The organism is Deinococcus aquiradiocola (assembly GCF_014646915.1).
Classification (GTDB): domain Bacteria; phylum Deinococcota; class Deinococci; order Deinococcales; family Deinococcaceae; genus Deinococcus; species Deinococcus aquiradiocola.
The window spans coordinates 123,396-142,751 of the sequence record NZ_BMOE01000007.1 but is presented as its reverse complement, the minus strand read 5'-3'; the positions used below and the strand labels follow the sequence as shown (position 1 = coordinate 142,751).

The 19,356-nt window shown below is 69.2% G+C and carries 14 protein-coding genes and 1 CRISPR repeat array; of the genes, 12 read left to right on the top strand and 2 right to left on the bottom strand.

The features are described 5' to 3' along the window. Positions 1 to 10 precede the first annotated feature (10 nt). The 9 genes from cas6 to IEY33_RS11660 all read left to right on the top strand — a co-directional run bounded on the left by cas6 (position 11) and on the right by IEY33_RS11660 (position 10,509). Positions 11 to 784, top strand: a complete 774-nt coding sequence (gene cas6, locus IEY33_RS11700) for a CRISPR system precrRNA processing endoribonuclease RAMP protein Cas6 (protein ID WP_188963461.1) — start codon at positions 11 to 13, stop codon at positions 782 to 784. Positions 785 to 922: 138 nt separating this feature from the next. After that, entirely contained in the window at positions 923 to 2,878 is a 1,956-nt protein-coding gene (locus tag IEY33_RS11695) for a PDDEXK family nuclease (protein ID WP_188963460.1), read from the top strand. Between the two features lie 5 nt (positions 2,879 to 2,883). Then, positions 2,884 to 4,695 (top strand): type III-B CRISPR-associated protein Cas10/Cmr2, encoded by a 1,812-nt coding sequence (gene cas10, locus IEY33_RS11690; protein ID WP_229670968.1) that lies wholly within the window; start codon positions 2,884 to 2,886, stop codon positions 4,693 to 4,695. Position 4,696: 1 nt separating this feature from the next. Further along, entirely contained in the window at positions 4,697 to 5,827 is a 1,131-nt protein-coding gene (locus IEY33_RS11685) for a type III-B CRISPR module-associated Cmr3 family protein (RefSeq protein WP_188963458.1), read from the top strand. Continuing rightward, positions 5,824 to 7,089 carry a type III-B CRISPR module RAMP protein Cmr1 gene (cmr1, locus tag IEY33_RS11680; RefSeq protein ID WP_188963457.1) on the top strand — a complete coding sequence of 422 codons (1,266 nt, stop codon included), beginning with the start codon at positions 5,824 to 5,826 and terminating at the stop codon, positions 7,087 to 7,089. Before IEY33_RS11685 ends, cmr1 begins: the two co-directional genes overlap by 4 nt. Further along, positions 7,086 to 7,976, top strand: coding sequence for a type III-B CRISPR module RAMP protein Cmr4 (cmr4, locus tag IEY33_RS11675; protein WP_188963456.1), 891 nt, complete (start codon positions 7,086 to 7,088; stop codon positions 7,974 to 7,976). Before cmr1 ends, cmr4 begins: the two co-directional genes overlap by 4 nt. Beyond that, on the top strand, positions 7,973 to 8,356 hold the full coding sequence (gene cmr5 / locus IEY33_RS11670) for a type III-B CRISPR module-associated protein Cmr5 (protein ID WP_188963455.1): 384 nt from the start codon (positions 7,973 to 7,975) through the stop codon (positions 8,354 to 8,356). The genes cmr4 and cmr5 overlap by 4 nt, the downstream gene beginning before the upstream one ends. Next, a complete protein-coding gene (gene cmr6 / locus IEY33_RS11665) occupies positions 8,353 to 9,441 on the top strand; it encodes a type III-B CRISPR module RAMP protein Cmr6 (RefSeq protein WP_188963454.1) in 1,089 nt (362 codons plus the stop codon). The genes cmr5 and cmr6 overlap by 4 nt, the downstream gene beginning before the upstream one ends. Before the next feature lie 156 nt (positions 9,442 to 9,597). Further along, entirely contained in the window at positions 9,598 to 10,509 is a 912-nt protein-coding gene (locus IEY33_RS11660; protein ID WP_188963453.1) for a hypothetical protein, read from the top strand. A gap of 423 nt (positions 10,510 to 10,932) precedes the next feature. Next, positions 10,933 to 12,261: direct repeats of the CRISPR family, unit length 34 nt; unit sequence GTCACAGGCCATCTCCCTGCTAAGGGACTGAAAC. Between the two features lie 131 nt (positions 12,262 to 12,392). Here IEY33_RS11660 and IEY33_RS11655 read toward each other — a convergent pair. Together IEY33_RS11655 and IEY33_RS11650 are read right to left on the bottom strand one after the other, a co-directional pair. After that, the gene (locus IEY33_RS11655; RefSeq protein WP_188963452.1) at positions 12,393 to 13,355 is read right to left on the bottom strand and encodes a ParB/RepB/Spo0J family partition protein; all 963 of its coding nucleotides are present in this window, start codon (positions 13,353 to 13,355) and stop codon (positions 12,393 to 12,395) included. Beyond that, the gene (locus tag IEY33_RS11650; RefSeq protein ID WP_188963451.1) at positions 13,345 to 14,361 is read right to left on the bottom strand and encodes an AAA family ATPase; all 1,017 of its coding nucleotides are present in this window, start codon (positions 14,359 to 14,361) and stop codon (positions 13,345 to 13,347) included. Before IEY33_RS11650 ends, IEY33_RS11655 begins: the two co-directional genes overlap by 11 nt. Positions 14,362 to 14,805: 444 nt before the next feature. On the opposite strand from IEY33_RS11650, the gene IEY33_RS11645 reads away from it, so the two are divergent. The 3 genes from IEY33_RS11645 to IEY33_RS11635 all read left to right on the top strand — a co-directional run bounded on the left by IEY33_RS11645 (position 14,806) and on the right by IEY33_RS11635 (position 19,240). Next, positions 14,806 to 16,242, top strand: coding sequence for a replication initiator protein A (locus IEY33_RS11645; protein ID WP_188963450.1), 1,437 nt, complete (start codon positions 14,806 to 14,808; stop codon positions 16,240 to 16,242). A gap of 383 nt (positions 16,243 to 16,625) precedes the next feature. After that, on the top strand, positions 16,626 to 17,198 hold the full coding sequence (locus tag IEY33_RS11640) for a S8 family serine peptidase (protein WP_268238833.1): 573 nt from the start codon (positions 16,626 to 16,628) through the stop codon (positions 17,196 to 17,198). 755 nt (positions 17,199 to 17,953) lie between these two features. Beyond that, on the top strand, positions 17,954 to 19,240 hold the full coding sequence (locus IEY33_RS11635; protein ID WP_188963448.1) for a DUF945 family protein: 1,287 nt from the start codon (positions 17,954 to 17,956) through the stop codon (positions 19,238 to 19,240). The last annotated feature ends 116 nt before the right edge of the window (positions 19,241 to 19,356 follow it).

Here is a 19,356-nt window from a genome sequence, read left to right as displayed (position 1 = left end):
TGGAGGACCCTTGCCTGCCACCCTGCACCTCACCTACCAGCTGGACCGACCCGCCCCGAGGAACCCGATGCTCGCGCTGCACGCCGTGCTGTACGGCCTGATCGGGAACGCCGACCCGGCGCTGGCCCGTGCGCTGCACGACGCTCAGCTCAGTCCGGTGTCCCAGCACACCGGCCGTCACGACGGGTTCGGTGGCGTGCTCGCCGGTGACGCGCGGACCGTGCAGCTCCGCGTGAACTGCCTCGACGACACCCTGCTGGACCTGCTGCGCGACGCGACGCTGCCCGGGCTGCCGCTCCCGCTGCCGACGTCGGCGTCCGGCGAGGCGCGCCTCGCCGGACGCGTCGTGGGCCAGTCGATCAGCCAGTTCACGTACGACACGCTGCTCGGCGGAACGGCGAGCGAGGCGCACCTGACGTTCCTGACGCCGACCGCGCTGCGCAGCGGCGAACGCACGCTCGGCGAACCGCGCCCGACGCTGATCTACCACGGGCTGCTGCGCCGATGGAACGCGTTCGCGCCGCGACCGTTCGGACGCGAGGTGTGGGCGAACCTGACGGACGACCTGCGCCTGCGCGCCGACACGACGCGACCGGTCATGCTGGACGTGCCCGGCGCCCGCCGCCGCGCGAGCCTGCGGGCGTTCACGGGACGGACCGAGGTGACGGTCGCGCGCGAACGCAGCGGCGAGGCGCTCGCGGCCCTCTCGCGCCTGGCACCGTTCGCCGGCACCGGCGCGAAAACCATGTACGGGCTCGGCGCGACGCTCAGCGAGGTCCGGTGAGCCGCGCCGCCCACACCCTCCACGCGCCGGAAGGCGCAGGGAGGCCCTCCTCTCCCCCACGCAACCACTGGAGACCCATGCCGATACCCCTCCTCCCTCCGCCGCTCGCATCCCGCCCGGGTGGGACCTGAGATGGTCATGCACGTCGCGACGGTCGGCAACGACCCGGCCCCGGTGGCACTCGGGTTCCTGCACGCCCGGCACGGGCGCGGCACGGAGACGCTGCTGCTGCTCGACCCGCCGAGGGACGACCTGGTCCACGCCCGTCAGCAGGCGCTGCAGGACTGGCTGCTGGCCCGAGGCGCGCGCGTCCGGACCGGCACGCTCGCAGACCTGCAGGGCATTTCGCTGGCGGACTGCACCCTGAACCTCACGGGCGGCAGCAAACCGTCGGTCGCGCCGCTGTTCGCCCGGGCCCTGCAGGACGGCGCGGACGTGTTCACGGTCGACGCGCACGGCAGCCGACTCGTGGTCCACGACGTCACGAGGGACGAACCCTGCAGGGTGCAGGTGCACCTGACGACGCGGGATTACGTGGAGCTGTACCTCCCGGCCGCCGTCCGGCGCCTGAAGCAGGTGACGCTGTCGGCGCGGCGCATGCCCGAGTCGCTCGCCCGGATCCTGCAGGTGCCGTCGCAGGTGCCGTTCGTGCAGGTGCCCGCCCTCGACGCCCGTTATCAAAAGGGGCCGCTCGGCGCGTGGCTGGTCACGCAGAACAGTCACCTGTACGTCGTGTGGGACGCGCCGGCGATGCGCCTCCAGGGGAGCCGGTACGAACGGGCGCGGCTGCTCGCCCGGCTCACCCGGGACCTCGGCGGTCAGCTGGCGACCCCGGTGCTCTACATGCCGGACTTCGTGCCGGCGCAGTCCGGGGACGGCCTGCTGGAGTACGTTCAGCAGGAGCTCGGGGCGAGCATCGTGTCGGACCGCGGCGAGTGGCGTCCCGAACCGCTCCGCTGGCCGGACGCGTCGGCCACGGCCCCCTCCCGGGAAGACGCCGCGGCCGACGCGTCCACGCGCCGGGTGTACGTGGTGCTGCTCGGCGCGCAGCCGATGCCGGGCATCATCGGGATTCAGGCGCAGGAGGAGGTGCCGGACCGGGTGTACCTGCTCGGCACGGCCGGCGTTCAGCGGACGGCGGAGAACGTCCGGGCGGGCCTGAGTGCCGCGCCGCAGCTGGCGGGCAGCGAGGTGCGGACCGTCCGGATCGACGAGAACACCCCGCACCTGCTCGCGCAGGCGCTCACGCGGATCGCGGACGCACACCCGGACGCGCACCTCACCCTCAACCTGACGGGCGGCACGAAGGCGCTCGCCCTGCACGCCCTGAAGTGGGCCGCGAACACGCGCGCCGTCCGCCCGGTCCGCACCGAGTTCACCCAGCAGCAGCGGGTCGGGGACGGACGGGAGCCCGGCTGGCACCTGAGCCTCGAGCAGGAACTGCAGGTACGGGGCGTGCAGATCAAGTCGAGCCTTCCCGTCCCCGCAGGCGTCCCGTCCGTGCTGAAGGCCGCCGAGCACCTGTTCGTGCGCATGACCGACGAGCACGCCGCGGCGTTCCGCCGGCAGGTCGAGCGGCACTTCCCCGGGCAGTTCACGTCGGCGACCGCCAACGAGGGCCTCGCCGCGGAGTACCTCAGCATCCGCGGGCTGGTGGACGCGTTACCGCAGGGCCGTGTCCGGCACCTGCGCTGGGCGACGAAACTGATCTTCCCGTCCCCGCACCGGCCGGAGGGCTTCGAGCGGGAGGTGGACGGCATCGCGGTCCTCGACGACGGCCGCCTGCTGCTCATGGAGACCAAACGGGACCTGCTCAAAGGCGTGCAGTCGGAGGGTGAGACGCTGCAGACCTCCGAACTCGCCGAGCGGCTCAGCGGCCTGCACGCCCACGCCCTGATCGTCGGCGGGTACCGGGCGACCGGCGATCCGCCCGGACACGCCTGGACGGAAGCGGTCCGCCGTTCCGGCACGCTCGGCGCCGCGTTCAGCGTGTGGAGCCTGTCCCCGAAACACCCGACCCCCCAGCCGGCCAACGTCCGACGGTTCCCGGAGGACCTTCCGGCGTTCTTCTCACTCGACCGAGGTGTGTCTTGACGTACGTGTTCGCACTGTCCCTGGGCCCGGTCCAGGATTTCATCGTGGCCTCCCGCCGGACCCGTGACCTGTGGTTCGGCTCGTACCTGCTGTCCCAGGCGAGCCTGGCGGCCGCGCAGGCCCTGCGTGCCCAGGGCGCGCAGCTGATCTTCCCGGCGGCCGAGACGCTCGACGCCGGCGAGGACGCGCGGGGGAACGTCAGCAACAAGATCCTCGCCGTCGTCACGGCCTCCGAGGAGGACCTGCGCGTCCTGGCGCAGCGGGCGGTGCAGGCAGCGCGGGACGCGGTGCTGGCACTGGCCCGGAACGCGTTCTCGCACGGGCCGCTCGACCGACCGGACGACCGGGCGACCCTGCAGCTGGAGGACCTGCTCGAATGCTACTGGGCGGCCGCGGAGCTGACGGCCGGGTACGCGCAGGCGCGGCAGCAGGCGGAACGGGCGCTGGCGGCCCGGAAGAACACCCGTGACTTCGCGCCGGTCACGTGGGGCGCCGGTGTGCCGAAGTCCGCGCTCGACGGGCAGCGGGAGAGCGTCACGTACCAGCGGCTTTCCGAGGGGGCGAGGACGCGGGCCGGTATCGGGGTGGGCGAGGAGCTGTGCGCGCCCGGCCTCGTCAAACGGCTCGGCCTGCGCGGCGAGGTGGCCGAGCAGCGGTTCATGAGCACCTCGCACGTCGCGGCCCAGCCGTACCTCGCGCGGCTGGGGCTCGCCGACCCGGATGCCGTCCGTCGCGACTGGGACAGGTACCTCGCGGTCCTGGAGGACGTCGGGGTGTCGAGTGACCTCGTGCATCCCCGTGTGGGCGGCGACCGGGTGCTCGGCCGGCACGACGGGCGGATGCTGTACGGCTCGCGGTTACGGGAACTCGTCGAGGGGCAGCCGGACGCGGCGGCCGCCGAGCGCCGCGCGCAGGAGGCGCTCGACCGGTTCCTGCGCGCGCATCCGGCCGCGACGCCCGTGTTCGGGACGGTCCCGCCGGACCCGTACTACGCGGTCTTCCAGGCGGACGGGGACAGCATGGGCAGCCTGATCGACCGGGAGGCGGCCCGCGGTCCGGACCGGCACGCGGCCCTGTCGCGCGCCCTGTCGGCGTTCGCGGGGCAGGCGGGCCGGATCGTGCGGGACGCGCAGGGCAGCCTGATCTACGCGGGCGGGGACGACGTGCTCGCCCTGCTGCCGCTGCACACGGCGCTCGCGTGCGCGGCGGCCCTCGCAGGCAGTTACCGGCAGCATCTCGGGGACTTCGGGGAGGACGCCACCCTGAGCGGCGGGCTCGTGATCGCGCACTTCCTCACGCCGCTGCAGGACACCCTGCGGGCCGTGCGGCAGACCGAGAAGCGTGCCAAGGACGTCCCCGGCAAGAACGCGCTCGCCGTGACGCTCCGCCGCCGCAGCGGCGCGCCGCTCCACGTGCGCGGCCACTGGGGCGCGCTCGACCGGCAGCTGCAGACGCTGAGCGGGTTCTTCCTGCAGGACGCGCTGCCCGGCAAACTCGCGTACGACGTGCGCGTCCTCGCCAGGGACCTGGGCGCGTCCGCACCGGCCGGGCTCGCCGCAGCGGAACTCGAACGGGTCCTCGCGCGCAAGAAGGCGGAGCGGGGCGCGGCCTGGCTGACGAAGGACGTGAGCGGCACGCTGACGGCCCTCCTGACGGCCGAGGGGGGCGTGACGGACGTCGTCGAGCGCGCGCCCGCCCGGGAGCACCTGCCGCTGCGGTCCCTCTCGGACCAGCTGATCGTGGCGCAGGTGTTCGCCCGCGCACAGGCCCAGGCGGGCCTCATGCCGCCCGCCACGACCGCCCAGGAGGCGAGCTGATATGCCGGACCCCATCCATCCACGGACCACCCTGCTGGAACCGCACGACCCGCTGCTGATCCGCGACGGCCGCGCCTTCGGTCCGGGCGACAGCGCCCGCAGCCTGCCGTTCGTGCCGCCCACCACGCTGATCGGCCTGATCCGTACCCTGCACGGCAGCCGGAACGGCAGCTTCGACCCCCGGAGCATTCCCGAACTGATGACGCTCACCCTGCAGGGCCCCCTGCTCACCGAACTCGGTGACGACGACGGCGTCCCCCGCCTGTACGCTCCGGCCCCACGGGACGCCGTCCTGCTCGGTGACCGGTCCTCGTCCCGGCTGCACCGCCTGAAGCCGGCCGCGCCGGAACCGGGCGTGCTGCTCGACAATGACGCCGAGGACCTCCTGCCGCTCGTGCTGTCCGGTGAACCGAAAGGGAAACCCGGTGTCCTCCCGCAGTTCTGGCCGTGGCCGGCCTTCGAGGCGTGGCTGCTGGAACGCAAGGAGGTCCGGCTGGGTGACGGCGTCCGGCTGGACCAGGACGAGCGGACGCACGTCAGCCTGGACCCCGCGACCGGCACGGCGTCCGAGGGCCTGCTCTTCGGCACGAGCGGCCTGGAGTTCACGGGCCGTGCCGGGCAGCGTTTCGGGCTGAGTTTCCGCACGAACGCGGAACTGCCGACCGGCGCCGTCCCGTTCGGCGGGGAGCGGCGCCTCAGCGTGCTGCGTCCCGGACAGGGCCCGACCTGGCCCGCCTGCCCGGACGGGGTGCTGGACGCCGTGGCACGCACCGGCCGGGCACGGGTGCTGCTGCTCACCCCGGCCGCGTTCCGGGACGGCTGGAAACCCGCCCGGCCGGTCCATGACCAGGACTTCACGCTCCTCCACGACCCGGTCGTCCAGCCGGTGCTGCGGGCGGCTGCCGTCGGCCGCCCGCTCACGCTCAGCGGCTGGGACCTGAAGGAACGCGCACCGAAACCCACCCGGCGCCTCGCTCCGGAAGGCAGCGTGTACCACCTGAGCCTCGGCGGCACGCCGGAGGAGCGCCGCGCGTGGGTGCAGCGCACCTGGTGGAGTGCCGTCAGCGACAACGAGCAGGACCGCCTCGACGGCCTGGGTCTGGCCGTGGTGGGCGCGTGGGGAGACGAATGACACGCTTCGAACTGAACCGGAAGACCGACTCCGGGCTGCACCTGACGCGGGACCTGGAGATCATCACCCCCATGGTGGGCGGCGGCGCCGTCGCGCGGCACCTCGACGAGCAGCAGCCGGTCAGTGCCAAGAGCGTCCGCGGTCACCTGCGCTTCTGGTGGCGCGCCACCCGTGCGGGCCGCTACGGCAAGGACGGCCTCGCGAAGATGCGGCGCGACGAGGCGTGGCTGTTCGGGACGGCCGCCACCTTCGACAAGGGCAGCGCGGACGTCGGCCCGTCGCGCGTGCAGGTCACGGTGACGACCCTGAACACCGGAGTCACACCGGGACGCCCTGTCCGGCCGCCCGCGTACGCCGCCTTTCCCTTCGCCGAGAACCGCCGGCAGGGAATCGACGCGGCCCCCATGCGCAGCGGCGTCCGGTTCCAGGTGACCCTCACGGTGAGCGACGACCGCCTGGGAAGCGCCCCCCACCAGGACGCCGAGGGCGTGCGGGCCGACCTGGAGGCGGCCCTGTGGGCGTGGGTGAGTTTCGGAGGGGTGGGCGCGAGGACGCGGCGCGGGTTCGGAGCGCTGGCCGTCACCGGGCAGACGGAATCGCCCGCCGACCTGCGCCGGTCACTGGCCCGGCACGTCCTGGCGGGAACCGCACCGGCCGGCGTGTCGCAGCTCGACCTCCGGCGTGAACGCACTGTCATCGTCGACGGGTACCCGGACGCGGTGTCCGCCTGGAACGAGGCGCTGGACCGCTACCAGGAATTCCGGCAGTTCCGCAGGCCCGGCACGTCGCACGCGGGACGCAGTTACTGGCCGGAACCGGACGAGATCCGGCGACTGACGGGCAACGCCGCACCGGCGCACGCGCAGCCCGTCACCCAGGCACGCAAGTTCCCCCGCGCGGCCCTCGGCCTGCCGATCATCTTCCAGTTCAAGGGCGACCGGAACGACCACAGCAGGCAGGGCGACCCGGGCGACACGACGCTGCGCGGCCAGAACACCGACCGCCTCGCCAGCCCGGTCCTGCTGCGACCCGCCGCGGGCGGCCTGCTGCTCGCCACCGTCCTGCAGCGCGCCGCGCACAGGAACGACCCGCTCTCGAACCTGATCCTCAAAAAATTCCGCGGGACCGACGCCGTGCAGCACCTGCTGACGAAGGAGGAAGCGGAGGCCCTCAAGGTCCCCGCTCCGAAGGACGACCCGGCCCGGTTCGACCCTGACATCCCCGCCGCCTTTCTGAAGTTCCTCGAGGAGACGACCAAATGACCATCCTTCCCCCGACCGCGCCGCTCACCCGCCTCTACACCCTCCACGCCCTGACGCCGCTGCATGCCGGGACCGGGCAGGGCGTGGGAGACATCGACCTGCCGGTCACGCGGGAACGGGCGACCGGCCTGCCGTTCGTGCCGGGCAGCAGCGTCCGTGGGGTGTTGCGGGACGCGCTCGGCGGCCGCGAGGACCAGGCGGCCGTCTTCGGGCCCGACCCCAGACACGCGAGTGAGTTCGCGGGCGCCCTGAGCGTCACCGACGCGCGCCTCCTGCTGTTCCCGGTCCGGTCCGTGGCCGGCACGTGGGCGTGGGCCACCAGCCCCGCGCTGCTCGCCCGGCTGCGGCGCGACGCTGCGGTGAGCGGCACGGCCCCGCTCCCGGCCGTCCCGACGGTCACGTCCGGGCAGGCGCTGCTGACGGGCGACAGCGTCCTGAAGCTCCCGAAGACGGCCGCGGTGCTGCTCGACGACTGGCAGCTGACGGCCGCGGACGACGTCAGGGCCGCCGACGCCTGGGCAGCCGCGCTCGGCACGCTGCTGGGGGACGAGGACGCGGCCACCTCGCTGCGCCAGCGGCTGTGCGTGCTGGACGACACCCAGCTGTCCCTCGCGGCGGAACTGGCCACCGAGGTGAACGCCCGGATCCGGCTGAACGAGCAGACCAAGACGGTCGACCGGGGCGCCCTGTGGTACGAGGAGTCCCTCCCGGCCGAGACGGTCCTGTTCGGCCTGATGCGCGCCGAGACGAGCCGGGACGGCCGCGCCCTCCCGCCCGCCGAGGTGCTCGGCCGGATCGGCACGCACCGCTACGCGCAGTTCGGCGGGAAGGCCGGCACGGGACGCGGCCTGTGCAGCCTGCGCCTGGACCTGGACGGTGCACGGTGAACCGCGACCAGCAGCGCGCCCAGAGCGCGTACCGGCAGGTGAGCGCCCTCCCGAACGACAAGCACAAGAAGTACGGTGTGCTCGCCCTGAACCTGCCGTTCCTGATCCGCTCCTCCGGACTGGCGCAGGCCCTCGCGTTCACGGACCAGAAGGCCAGGGCGTACGACGTGCCGCTGCTCGACCACCTCGCCGCGACGGTCGGCGAGGCCACCGGTCGCCCGTCCCTGCGGCGCGAGCAGCTGCTGGCGGAATCCCGGACCGACAGCGACCCCGCCAGCTACCTGATGCTGACCCGTGAGGCCCTGCTCGCCGCGACGTGGTTCAAGCGCCTCGCGTCCAGCATCCTGAAGGTCGAACCGGGCGAAGAGGTGGAGGGATGACCCAGACGCTGCGCGACCCGCTCCGCTCGGTCCGGCCGGAAGACGTCACGCACCTGGGGCTCGCCCTGGCGCGCTACCTCCCGGCCGCCGACCCGGCACAGAAGAACGCGGCCAAGGACGCCCTGGTCACGGCCCTGGTGAACCGCTTCGGGAACACGCGCGCCGACCATCCGGCCGGGTACCAGGCGAGCCACGCCCGCTGGCAGCGGGCCGCCACCGCCAGCGGACGGCACGTGCAGGTCCTGACCGTCACCACCCGCGGCCGCACCGTGGTGGGACTCGGCACCGGCAGCCCCCTCGAGAACAGCCTCTCGACGCACCACACCTACGGCGTGCCGGTCCTGCCCGGCAGCGCCCTGAAAGGCCTCACGGCGACGTTCGCGGCCCGGCACTACGAGGGCTGGGACCGCGCCCGCCCGGACGGCCCGTTCCGGCGCGTGTTCGGCTGGACCGAGGAAGCGGGCCTCGTCACGTTTCAGGACGCGCTCCCGGTGCCCGGGAAGTGGCACCTGCACCGCGAGGTCATGACAGTCCACCATCAGGCGTACTACGGCGGCAGCGACGTCCCCCCCGCCGACTGGGACGAGCCGGTCCCGGTCCCGTTCCTGAGCGTCAGCGGCACCTTCACGGTCATCCTCAGCGCACCACCGGACGACGAGGGCCGCGACGCGCTCAGGGCCGTGACGGAACTCCTCACGCGGGCCCTCGCCGAGGAAGGGCTCGGCGCCAAGACGAGCAGCGGCTTCGGCCGGTTCGAGGTGCAGTCGCCCACGACCCCGAGCGACACCGGCAGCCCGGCCCCCGCCGCCCCGCAGGTCACCGCGACCCTGCCCTCCTGGCTGAGCGTCGTGCTCGCCCCGAACGCCCGCTGGACCCTGCAGGACCTCCGGAACCGGCAGAGCCGGATCTGGCAGGCCGCCAGCCGACTCGCGACCGAAGCCGAACAGGGCATCCTCGCGCCCGCGCAGGCACGGCAGGCCGCACAGGGCATCCTGCAGAAGTTCCTCCCGCTGCAGAACATCGAGCCGAAGGAGTTCAGGAAACTCCCCTGGCACGCCACGCTCCAGGCACTCGCCGAGACGTGATCCCGCCCCCCACGGCACCCTGACCTCCCACCCCCACGGGCGGCCCGCATCACTGCGGGCCGCCCGACTACGTGCACCGGCGTACGTCAACACGCGCATTGCCGGGCTCGGCCGCCCGCCGGTAGGCTGTGCAGGTCCATCCGTCGCCTGCGGGCGATGTCACACCAACACCTTCACGCCCTGTCCGCCGAGTTCGTCTGCCCGCTCATTCCCGCCGTGATCCTCACGTGCCAGCAGAGCCTGCACCGCCGCCTGACGCCCGTTCCCCTCCCCACCACGCACGGCGGACACCGCTACCGTGCCGACGCCGCCCGCCTCACCCACCCGACGCCCACCGACAAGCTCCGCCTCGCCGCCTTCGTGGACGCCCCCGCCGACCTGCGCACCGACATCGACACGGCCACCCGGCCCGTCGTGCCCAGCGTCCAGGCCTTCGTGTACCCCCTCCTCGCCGAGCAGATCACCGGCCACCGCCCCCTCCCCCGCCAGCGGACGTACGGCGACCAGGACATCGCGCCCGTCACCGCCGAACACGCCCTCGAAGCCGTCAGCGAACTGTTCCAGACGCCCCTGCTCGTCGGCCTGGCCGTCCTGAGCTTCAACGCGGCCGCAGGCAGCTTCGAACGCTTCCTGCTGGCCTTCGCACTGAACGACTCGCGCGCCCACCACCAGCGGCACCTGCACGACCAGCGCGAACACCGGCTGCCCGAAACGCACCTCGACCACCTGAGCGTCCCGCCCCCCGACATTCAGGACCCGCACCCCCGCAGTCTCACCGACACCCTGCACCGCCTGGAACGGCACTTCGACCGGCAGGCCCGCCACGCGGACCCCTCCCTGACCGCGGGGCAGGTCACGCGCCTGCGCGCCGCCTACCTCGCCCTGCTGGCCCGCTCCCCTGACGCTCTGCAGACCCGTGACCGACGCGGCAACCCGCACCTGCCTCACGGCACGGCACGGACCCTGCCCGACCGGTGCGGCGTCACCGTCCGGCAGGAACGCCGCGCCCGGGAAGTGTTCTACCAGGCCCTGACCGACCTGCGCGCCGCCGCACGGGCCCACGACTGATCCAGAACCTCATGGGATCCTGGCTGGCCAGCCAGGATCCCATGACGCCGCCAGCTGACCCCACGGCCCCGACAGGATGCCCGGACCTGCTGCGGTGACGGGATCGTCGTGCGACCCGGGGGGTGTGGTGCGGTTGCGGCTGGAAGGAGTTCGTCCGGGGCCACGGGTGGTGCACGACGACGTGCATACGATTCCTGCACCGGGTACAAAACGAGGCCTGCGGGCTGACCTGGAGGGCGTGCAGGGCAGGTGAGCGGGAGGCGTGGGGTGGGCGATCATCGTGCATGCCGTCCCAGCGCGGGAAAAACAGGGTAGAGTGAGGGTGTTCGAGGTCCTGAACCGCGACATCGGTGCATACCGGGTATGCAATGTGATGAGAGGGGATCAGGAAGAGCGTGCAGCATGACAGTTTCCAGCGGGTCCGTCACAGGCCATCTCCCTGCTAAGGGACTGAAACGACTGAGCGTCTGCGTGGCGTACACCTCGCTGTGTCACAGGCCATCTCCCTGCTAAGGGACTGAAACGGTGGCGGGCGTGGGGAAGAAAGCGGTCGGGTGTCACAGGCCATCTCCCTGCTAAGGGACTGAAACGTCCGCGAGCTGGCGAAGCGCGGCACGCCCAACGGTCACAGGCCATCTCCCTGCTAAGGGACTGAAACACCGTGGTTTCCGCCATACGCACCATGTCCTCAGTCACAGGCCATCTCCCTGCTAAGGGACTGAAACTTGATGGTGGCGAAGCGGTAGAAGCTCCAGGTGCTGGTCACAGGCCATCTCCCTGCTAAGGGACTGAAACTCGTCTGCGCTGGCGCAGACATCTTGGATTGCTCGTCACAGGCCATCTCCCTGCTAAGGGACTGAAACAGTTCCCAGCCCTGCTCCTCGGCGTACTTCAGGAGTCACAGGCCATCTCCCTGCTAAGGGACTGAAACAGCAGAGGTAAAGCTAGCGGTATTAGTGCAGGCGTCACAGGCCATCTCCCTGCTAAGGGACTGAAACCCACCTCGCGGTAGTGCGCCTTCTCCCCCTCCTGTCACAGGCCATCTCCCTGCTAAGGGACTGAAACTGGCGGTGGCCAGGCCAATGACGTACTGGTGAGTCACAGGCCATCTCCCTGCTAAGGGACTGAAACCTCCGGCGGGCCGGACCGCCCATGTGGTTGGCGAGGGTCACAGGCCATCTCCCTGCTAAGGGACTGAAACACGGTGCTGGTGGTGCAACCGCTGTTCACCACCACGTCACAGGCCATCTCCCTGCTAAGGGACTGAAACCAGATGCCGGGGAATTATCGCTCAATGCTCCACGTCACAGGCCATCTCCCTGTTAAGGGACTGAAACATCTCATCCGCGCTCATGACGCGGTTGACGATGTCACAGGCCATCTCCCTGTTAAGGGACTGAAACTTCGCTGTAATAGCCGTTGCTGTGCCCGCACCAGTCACAGGCCATCTCCCTGCTAAGGGACTGAAACCTCCACAACGCGGTAGGTCTGGACCTCTGCCTGCCGTCACAGGCCATCTCCCTGCTAAGGGACTGAAACTGGTGGCTGCGGCGGGCGTGGACGCTTTCGGCTGGTCACAGGCCATCTCCCTGCTAAGGGACTGAAACTAGTCGCTCCACTTGGTCCATTCGTCCACCGGGGCGTCACAGGCCATCTCCCTGCTAAGGGACTGAAACTTCTGACCGGCGGTCGCCGCGATGCGGTTCTTCGCGCTGGCGGTCATAGGCCATCTCCCTGCTAAGGGACTGAAACATCGGGCGCGCGGTAGGAGAGGCAGAACTCCCCCACTTCACACCCGAGCTCAACGCGTTTCGGAGGGGTCGTGTCGACATCGACACGAGTTCTTCAGGACATCTGCTGGCCTTCAGAATCCCGCTTCTGCTTCACTGCAACAGGCCTTCAAGCCGTTTCAGAAGCTTCTCGACCTGAGCCTGGTCGGCGCGTGTCAGCTGACGCCGGTCCAACTGTCGTCCCAGCCCCTGGAGCCGGTCCAGGTAGCCTCTCTGGGGTTCACGTTCCTCCGCGGCCCAGGCCACGAGGTCCTGTCTCGAACGCCACGGGCCGGCTGGCGCACCCAGGAAAGCCAGGGCAGCAGTGTGACGGTCTTCAGGGAGACGTTGGACAGCCAGGGCGAGCGAGTAGGGCATGCCCGCCCGGACCGCCTTCTGGAGTGCTGCAGGAAGGCTGTAGACCCGCATCCTGTTGGTGTAGAAGGACAGCCATGGCATGCCGGTCACCTCCTGGATCAGGCGACTGGTCGTGAGGTACGGTTCCTGCAGGTCCTCCGGCCCGTTCAGCTTCATCTGGGTGCGCATCTCCCCCAGCAGGCGGCGGGTCACTTCGACCGGGTCTCCAGGGCGGCCACTGCTGACGGCCACCAGCCGGACCACACCTTCAGTCTGTTCGAACAGGTTGACGTCCTCCCGGCGGAGGTTCTCGTCCAGCATCGCCCGGAGCGCCTGAAGGTCGTCGTACTCGCGGATCATGGCCGGCACAGCCGTGCGCTTCAGCCGCCGGAACGCCTCCATCCGGCGGTGCCCGAGCACCACCTGGTATCTCCCCGGCTGGCCGGTCGGGCGCACCGTGATCGGCTGGTAGAGCTCCTGCGCCTGGATCGACTGGGCCAGGGCCTCCACAGCGCCCTCATCCAGGGTGTAGCGGTACTGGAAGGGACTGGGTTCCAGGTCGTCCAGCGGGATCCAGTACGCCACCACGTCCTCGGACGCCCCATCCTCCACCAGTGTTCTCTCGACGGCCGTCAGGTGGCCGGTCGACACGTTCACGGGCGTGGCGGATTCCCCCACCCGACTGCGCCGTTCCGCCAGGAGCTGGCGTTTACTCGGCACGCTGCATCACCTCGGCCAGCACCGCCCGGAGCTCGTTGGCGCTGACGCTGTTCGGCTCTGCCAGCACCAGCGGCAGTCCCAGCCGGGGCGCCTGGTTGAACCGCTCGGCCTCACTGACGTACGCCTCCAGCAGGTACGGCGCCAGCTGCGGCCGCTGCCGGATGGTCTCGCGAATCTCGCCGTGCATGATGGTTCTCGGGTTTCCGAAGTTCATCGCCAGCCCGGCGATCCTCAGGTAGGGGTTGAATTCCAGGTACTGTTCGACCAGCGACATCAGCCGTTCCAGTCCGTCGAGACCGAGGTCGCTCTTCGCGAAGGGGGAAAGCAGCGAGTGACCGGCCATCAGGGCATTGCGCGTCAGCGGCCCGAGGTTCGGCGGGGTATCGATCCAGATCTCGTCGATGTCCGGATTCACCGTACTCAGCGCGGCGATGGCCTCCTTGAGCGCGTATTCCACCGGCTTGGTGCGGTGGAAGTTGGCTCGCTCCAGGTCCTGGAGATCGTTGTGTGCCGGGACCAGAAAGACGCGTCCGAGCGCGTCATCCGCGCCCTCGTGGGGGATCGGTTGCAGCAGGTCGGTCCACAGGGTGCGCCAGCGTTCCTGGAACTGCGGGTGGGTGCGGCCGAGCCGGAGTTCCTCGTCGAGCAGTTGTGCAGTGGTGCGGCTGGGGTCCACAGGCATGCGCAGGAGCGTTGCCAGGTGTCCCTGCGGGTCGAGGTCCAGCAGGAGCACCCGGCGGCCCTCCTGCGCCCTCAGAACGGCGAGGTTGGCCGTGAAGGTACTCTTTCCGGCACCGCCTTTGGCGTTGGCGACCACGTACACGTGCGGCCCCTGCACCACCCCGCTGAAGCTCATCCAGTCCCGGCCTTTGATGCGCCACTGAGCGCCCACCTTGTAGCCCCGGAGTTCCTGCGTCTCGAGCTTCCGGGTGAGCGTGCGTTCACTGACCTGAAACTCCTCGGCCAGTTCGCGGAGCGTGTACATCTTGCCGGGATCGATCTCCATGTCACCGAGTCTGACATCCCGGTCAGTCATGCGCAACCCTCTGTCCGTGCTGTCAGGCGAACCCTCCCGTCATACTTGGGGGAAACGGTCGCCGGGACTCCCGTCATACTCGGGGGACTCCCGTCATACTCGGGGGAAACGGCCGCCGGGAAGCCCGTCATACTTGGGGGAAACGGGCCCATTTCTTCCCGTCATACTTGGGGGGTTTTCCCGTCATACTTGGGGGGAATATTCCGAAAAGCCCGTCATACTCGGGGGGTTTTCCCGTCATACTCGGGGGATTTTCCCGTCATACTTGGGGGAAAAAGGCACACCGAGGCCGTGCTGGACGCAAGACGACCTTGGCGCTGTTGTTGTACAACAATTCTTTAATTCTTTAAAACATCATTCTAAAAAGACAACAACACACGGGCCCGATTTTGCATATAGTGGGACCCGACGCCCATGGCCAAATCCAAAGTGCTTCCGCCCAGCCCGCCGCCATCTCAGTCACCCGAGGTGGCGGGCTATGACGAGGCAAACGTGTCAAGGTTAGGCCTGATCAGCATCCAGGAACGGATTCCCGATGACTACACCACCTGGACCATCGACTTCTTCCGGGAAGGCCGGCCTTCCAAACTGCAGTGCGTGGCCTCAGCGGAATACGGCGGGGTCCCGCATGGCCTGGACGGAGACATCGCCACGGTCCTGACCGACCTGTACATCGAGCAGGGCGCCCCGGAGGACGGCAGGATCCGCACGACGGCCTACGCGCTGCTGAAACGTGCCGGGTTCAGTGATGCCGGGCACTACTACGCGGCCCTGAAACGAAGCCTGCATCGCCTCCGGTTTGCCGGTTACTCGGCCAGCGAATGCTGGCGGGACGCCACCCGGGAACGCTGGACCACCGTCACGTTCACGTATCTCGCGGGCCTGAACTTCAGTGCCGAGGACACGGACCTCCATCTCAGCCGGGGCAGTGAACTTGAAGTCACGCTCGCGGAGCCGATTGTCCGCAGCATCCGCGCTTCCTACCTCAAGCCGCTCGATTACGCCTTCCTGAGGTCACTCGATCGTCCGTTGACCCGTTCCCTCTTCCGGCTGCTCGACGCGCGGCGGTACGATCCCCTGAGCCTGAGCGAACCTGTACAGATGATCCGTGTCGGGTTGATCGAGTGGGCCAAGGACTGCAAGATCGCCAACCTCTCGCCTGACAAGATCCGCCGGACGCTGCAGGGAGCACATGATGATCTGATCGAGCGTGGCTACCTGACCGGAGTGGAGTATGAGGGCAAGGGCAGCAAGCAGAACCTCACCTACCGGTTCCGCGCACCCGGTGCCGGTCCAGTGGCACCTCACGTCAGTGCCGACAGCGAAGCCCTTCGCCGGATGGTGGATCGCCGGATTTCCAAGCCGGTGGCTGTTCGCCTGATGACGCAATTCGGCGAGGAGCACATCCTGGCTCGGCTCAGCCGTGGTGCACAGATTCTGGCCGGCGGGTTTGAACCGAAGAGCCACGCGGCGTTTCTTGTGGACCTCATCAAGGACACGACTGGAAAATACGATGAAAGTTCGACTCTGGAATCGTCAGAGAGTTCCGCCCGACGCGCCGCGACCCGGGCGCGGCTCGAGAAGACCATTGCCCAGGAGGAGCAGCGACTTCAGGAGACGGTCGATTCCAGTGAGGCGACACCCGAGGCACGGGCCAATGCTGCCCTGCCGATGCTGAAGCTGGTGCTCGGCAACCTGTTGAGTGCGAGCGACTATGAGCGTCTCAAGATGCACCTGCGGTTGCCGGATACGGATCCTGGAAAGCTCGGTCGGGACGCGCTCGCGGCAAAGGTCAGCGGTCAGGTCGAGACGTTTGCGCAGGAACTCCAGAAACTTTTGAGAAGCCCGTAAAACTTGGGGGATCTGGTGAACGGGCTGATGTATACCGGTATACATCAGCCCCTCCGCGGCGCCCTGACTGATGCCAGGGATCTGACAATCGGGCCGGTGTATACCGGTATACAAGGAAGCAGGAAGGGCCCTGGAAGGAGTTAGGAAAACAGGGCGTGTGGTGAGAGAGATGCTGGAATGCATGGAATCAGGGGTCGTGCTGCCTCGAGCGGGTCTAGGTGGGCTGACTCTCCGCGACCGACGCCAGGCCTGACCGCCACCCCTGCCCAATGACCATCACGTCCGGCACGGAAGGGGATGGACGACCGGGCGTGGTGGGCCCTGCACACCATGATGGCCTTCCGCAGTGACCACGAGAACGTCGAGGACCGTGCTTTCTCCGGCTGAGCAGCGTTGCCATGCAGTGCAGGCTGCTCAGCGACAAGGCGCCCGACGCCCAGGACAGAGGCAACGTCAGCAACCTCCTCGCCGCGCTCGCGCACCTGCAGAAGGTCAACGGCAACGGTAAACTCCTGCAGGTCCACGGAGTGAACATCAGCATCGGGCACGGCTTCGACCCGGAATGGTTCGCGTGCGGCCAGAGTCCGCTATGCGTCGAGATGGGCTGGCTGGTCCCCAGCGGGGTGGTGGTCGTCGTGGCCGCCGGGAACACCGGGTACGGCACGGTCAGCAGCAAACTGCTCGGCCCGGTCGCGACCACCCTGGCGCTCACCATCAACGACCCCGGCAACGCCGAGCTTGCCATCACGGTCGGTGTCGCCCACCGTGAATCACCTCACCAGTACGGCATCTCGTACTTCTCCTCCAAGGGCCCGACCGGGGACGGCAGACGAAGAGACACGGGCTGGGCAACGACCAAGGGACTGGATCCGGTCAGACGGGGACCACACCGTGTCTCCGGGGATCCCTGTGTCCGCCACGATCCATCGCCGCAGTACCGGGATACCGAGGGGTAGGGGAGAGTTCCAGTTGTTCTCCCCCGCACAGGGCCGTTCCATCGGCGTATGACCGGTAAGCCATTGTGCGGTGGCTGTCCAATTCCAAGCTGGATACCGTGATGTCCATGCTCCTCGACCCAGAACAGGTGTACAGTTCCGCCGCGCAGCCTTACTGGACGCTGTCAAAGGAGGTCGAGAGGCGACTGGACGCCCGGTTCGGAATCAATGTGGACGACCACAGTCGGCGTGCCTATTGAACCCTGCCGCAGAACGAGTGCGGTCTGGTCGCTCTCCTGCAACGCTGCGCGTCTGCCCGACACCAACTGCATCCAGCACCCAGGCCAGCGCAACAGCCAGGGAGGGGCGGCGGGAGCATCAGGTGTACGGTACGAGCTGTTCAGCGCTGACAGGCCACCCGGTAGCGGACGCCAAAGCGGCGATCCTGCTGATCACCCGGGCGAAGCGAGAAGACACGCTGGAACCCGCGGTCTCCGAACTCAAAACGTTCATTCACCGCTGAGACCGGCGCCAGAACCAGGACCTGAGCTTCCGAGCGGTTGGCCGGAACACAGAAGGGGAACTGCGCCCTACATCCCGTCGGTGACCGGTCCCCCGACCCTCACGGCAGGGAAGGGGTCGTCCTGCCGCACGGAGAGGACGAGGCGCCCAGCCCGCACCCATGGAGCACCACACCTCCCCGCCTATGCCGCTGAGACCGAGGATCCACATCTGAGGCCTTGCGGCGCGGGACGGCTTCCTATACTGAACGCGACATGATGCATCCCACTGCCCGGACGGCCCTCATCGCCACGGCCGCGCTCCTCCTCGCCGGCGCCGGCACGGCGGTCGTCGCGGGCGAGCAGACGCAGCGGAACGTGCAGGAACAGCTCGAACGCACCCGGAAGACCCTGGAAGGCTCGGGCCTTGCCACGATGGTCAGCGGGCCGTACCAGGGGAACGTGATGGGGGGGACGCAGGTCACCAAGCTCACCCTGCTGCCGAAGAGTGCCGAGCCGGTCGTGGTCACCCTGACCAGCCGCGTGCACAACGGACCGTTCCCCGAGGGCCGGGCGTTCGGGGCCGCGACCGTCGTGACCGACGTGACGTTCCCCCCGGACGTGCAGAAACAGCTGGACGCGGCGCTGGGCGGGCAGAAGATCAGCATCACGACCCTCGTCAAGTTCGGCGGGAACAGCGTCACGACGTACCGGGTCCCGGAAGGACAGTTCACGGGTGACGGAACGACCATGGCGTGGAAGGCCGTCACCGGCAACGTGTACTCGGAAGGGGAGCGCGTGCGCGGCGACGGGCAGTGGCCCGGCCTGACCGTGAGGGGCGGCGGGGGCCTGATCACGCTCGGGGCAAGCACCTGGTCGACGACCGGTCAGACGGCCCAGGACGGGATGGGGAACGCGACGACGACCCTGAACGTCGGCGAGATCCGTGGGTCCGATCAGGGCAGCACGGTCTTCAACGTCGGACCGGTCAAGGCGGAGAGCGAGGTGAAGAGCGACGCGCAGTTCGTGTCCAGCAGCGCGCGGTACCACGTCGCCAGGGCCACGCTGAACGGTCAGACGTACGACGACATGACCCTCAACCTCACGATGGGCCGACTCGATCGCCAGGTCCTCGCGCAGCTCGGTCACGTCGACGTGGCGGACCAGAACTTCGATCCGAAGACGCTGAACTCGATCTTCAACGCCCTGCTGCAGGCCGGGCCGACCCTGTCGGTCGACCGGCTCTCGGTGGGCAGCGGAACGAACGAAGTGCAGCTGAATGCCAGGGCAGCCTTCAAGGCAGGTGCGGATGTCGACTGGATGACCCTGATGCTCGACCCGGAGGCCCTGATGTCCCAGATGGACGTCCAAGCTCATCTGGAGGGAGAGGCGCAGGCGATCGAGGAACTGGGCACGCGAATCGCCGGGCAGAGGAAGAATGTCGCCAGCATGCTCCAGGCCGCGCAGGAGGAGGGCCTGCTCGTCCGGAAGGGCACTCGCCTGGCCGCCGACCTGCGCCTCGATCAGGACGGCCTGAAGGTCAACGGCGTGCCGCTGCAGTGACCGCGAGGGCGTTCCAGGCGCCCGCAGGCCTGCCGGGCAGGTCATCTGCATGGGTGCGGGAGGCGGAAGCGCTCCCCGCGGAGAGCGGAGAGTCGTGGGTGTGCGCGTTCACCAAC

What these genes read in the sequence shown, in the direction of transcription:
- IEY33_RS11695 (WP_188963460.1), top strand. Translation starts at nt 923, where the DNA reads ATGCACGTCGCGACGGTCGGCAACGACCCGGCCCCGGTGGCACTCGGG.
- IEY33_RS11685 (WP_188963458.1), top strand. Translation starts at nt 4,697, where the DNA reads ATGCCGGACCCCATCCATCCACGGACCACCCTGCTGGAACCGCACGAC.
- cmr1 (WP_188963457.1), top strand. Translation starts at nt 5,824, where the DNA reads ATGACACGCTTCGAACTGAACCGGAAGACCGACTCCGGGCTGCACCTG.
- cmr4 (WP_188963456.1), top strand. Translation starts at nt 7,086, where the DNA reads ATGACCATCCTTCCCCCGACCGCGCCGCTCACCCGCCTCTACACCCTC.
- cmr6 (WP_188963454.1), top strand. Translation starts at nt 8,353, where the DNA reads ATGACCCAGACGCTGCGCGACCCGCTCCGCTCGGTCCGGCCGGAAGAC.
- IEY33_RS11660 (WP_188963453.1), top strand. Translation starts at nt 9,598, where the DNA reads ATGTCACACCAACACCTTCACGCCCTGTCCGCCGAGTTCGTCTGCCCG.
- IEY33_RS11650 (WP_188963451.1), bottom strand. Translation starts at nt 14,361, where the DNA reads ATGGAGATCGATCCCGGCAAGATGTACACGCTCCGCGAACTGGCCGAG.
- IEY33_RS11645 (WP_188963450.1), top strand. Translation starts at nt 14,806, where the DNA reads ATGGCCAAATCCAAAGTGCTTCCGCCCAGCCCGCCGCCATCTCAGTCA.
- IEY33_RS11635 (WP_188963448.1), top strand. Translation starts at nt 17,954, where the DNA reads ATGATGCATCCCACTGCCCGGACGGCCCTCATCGCCACGGCCGCGCTC.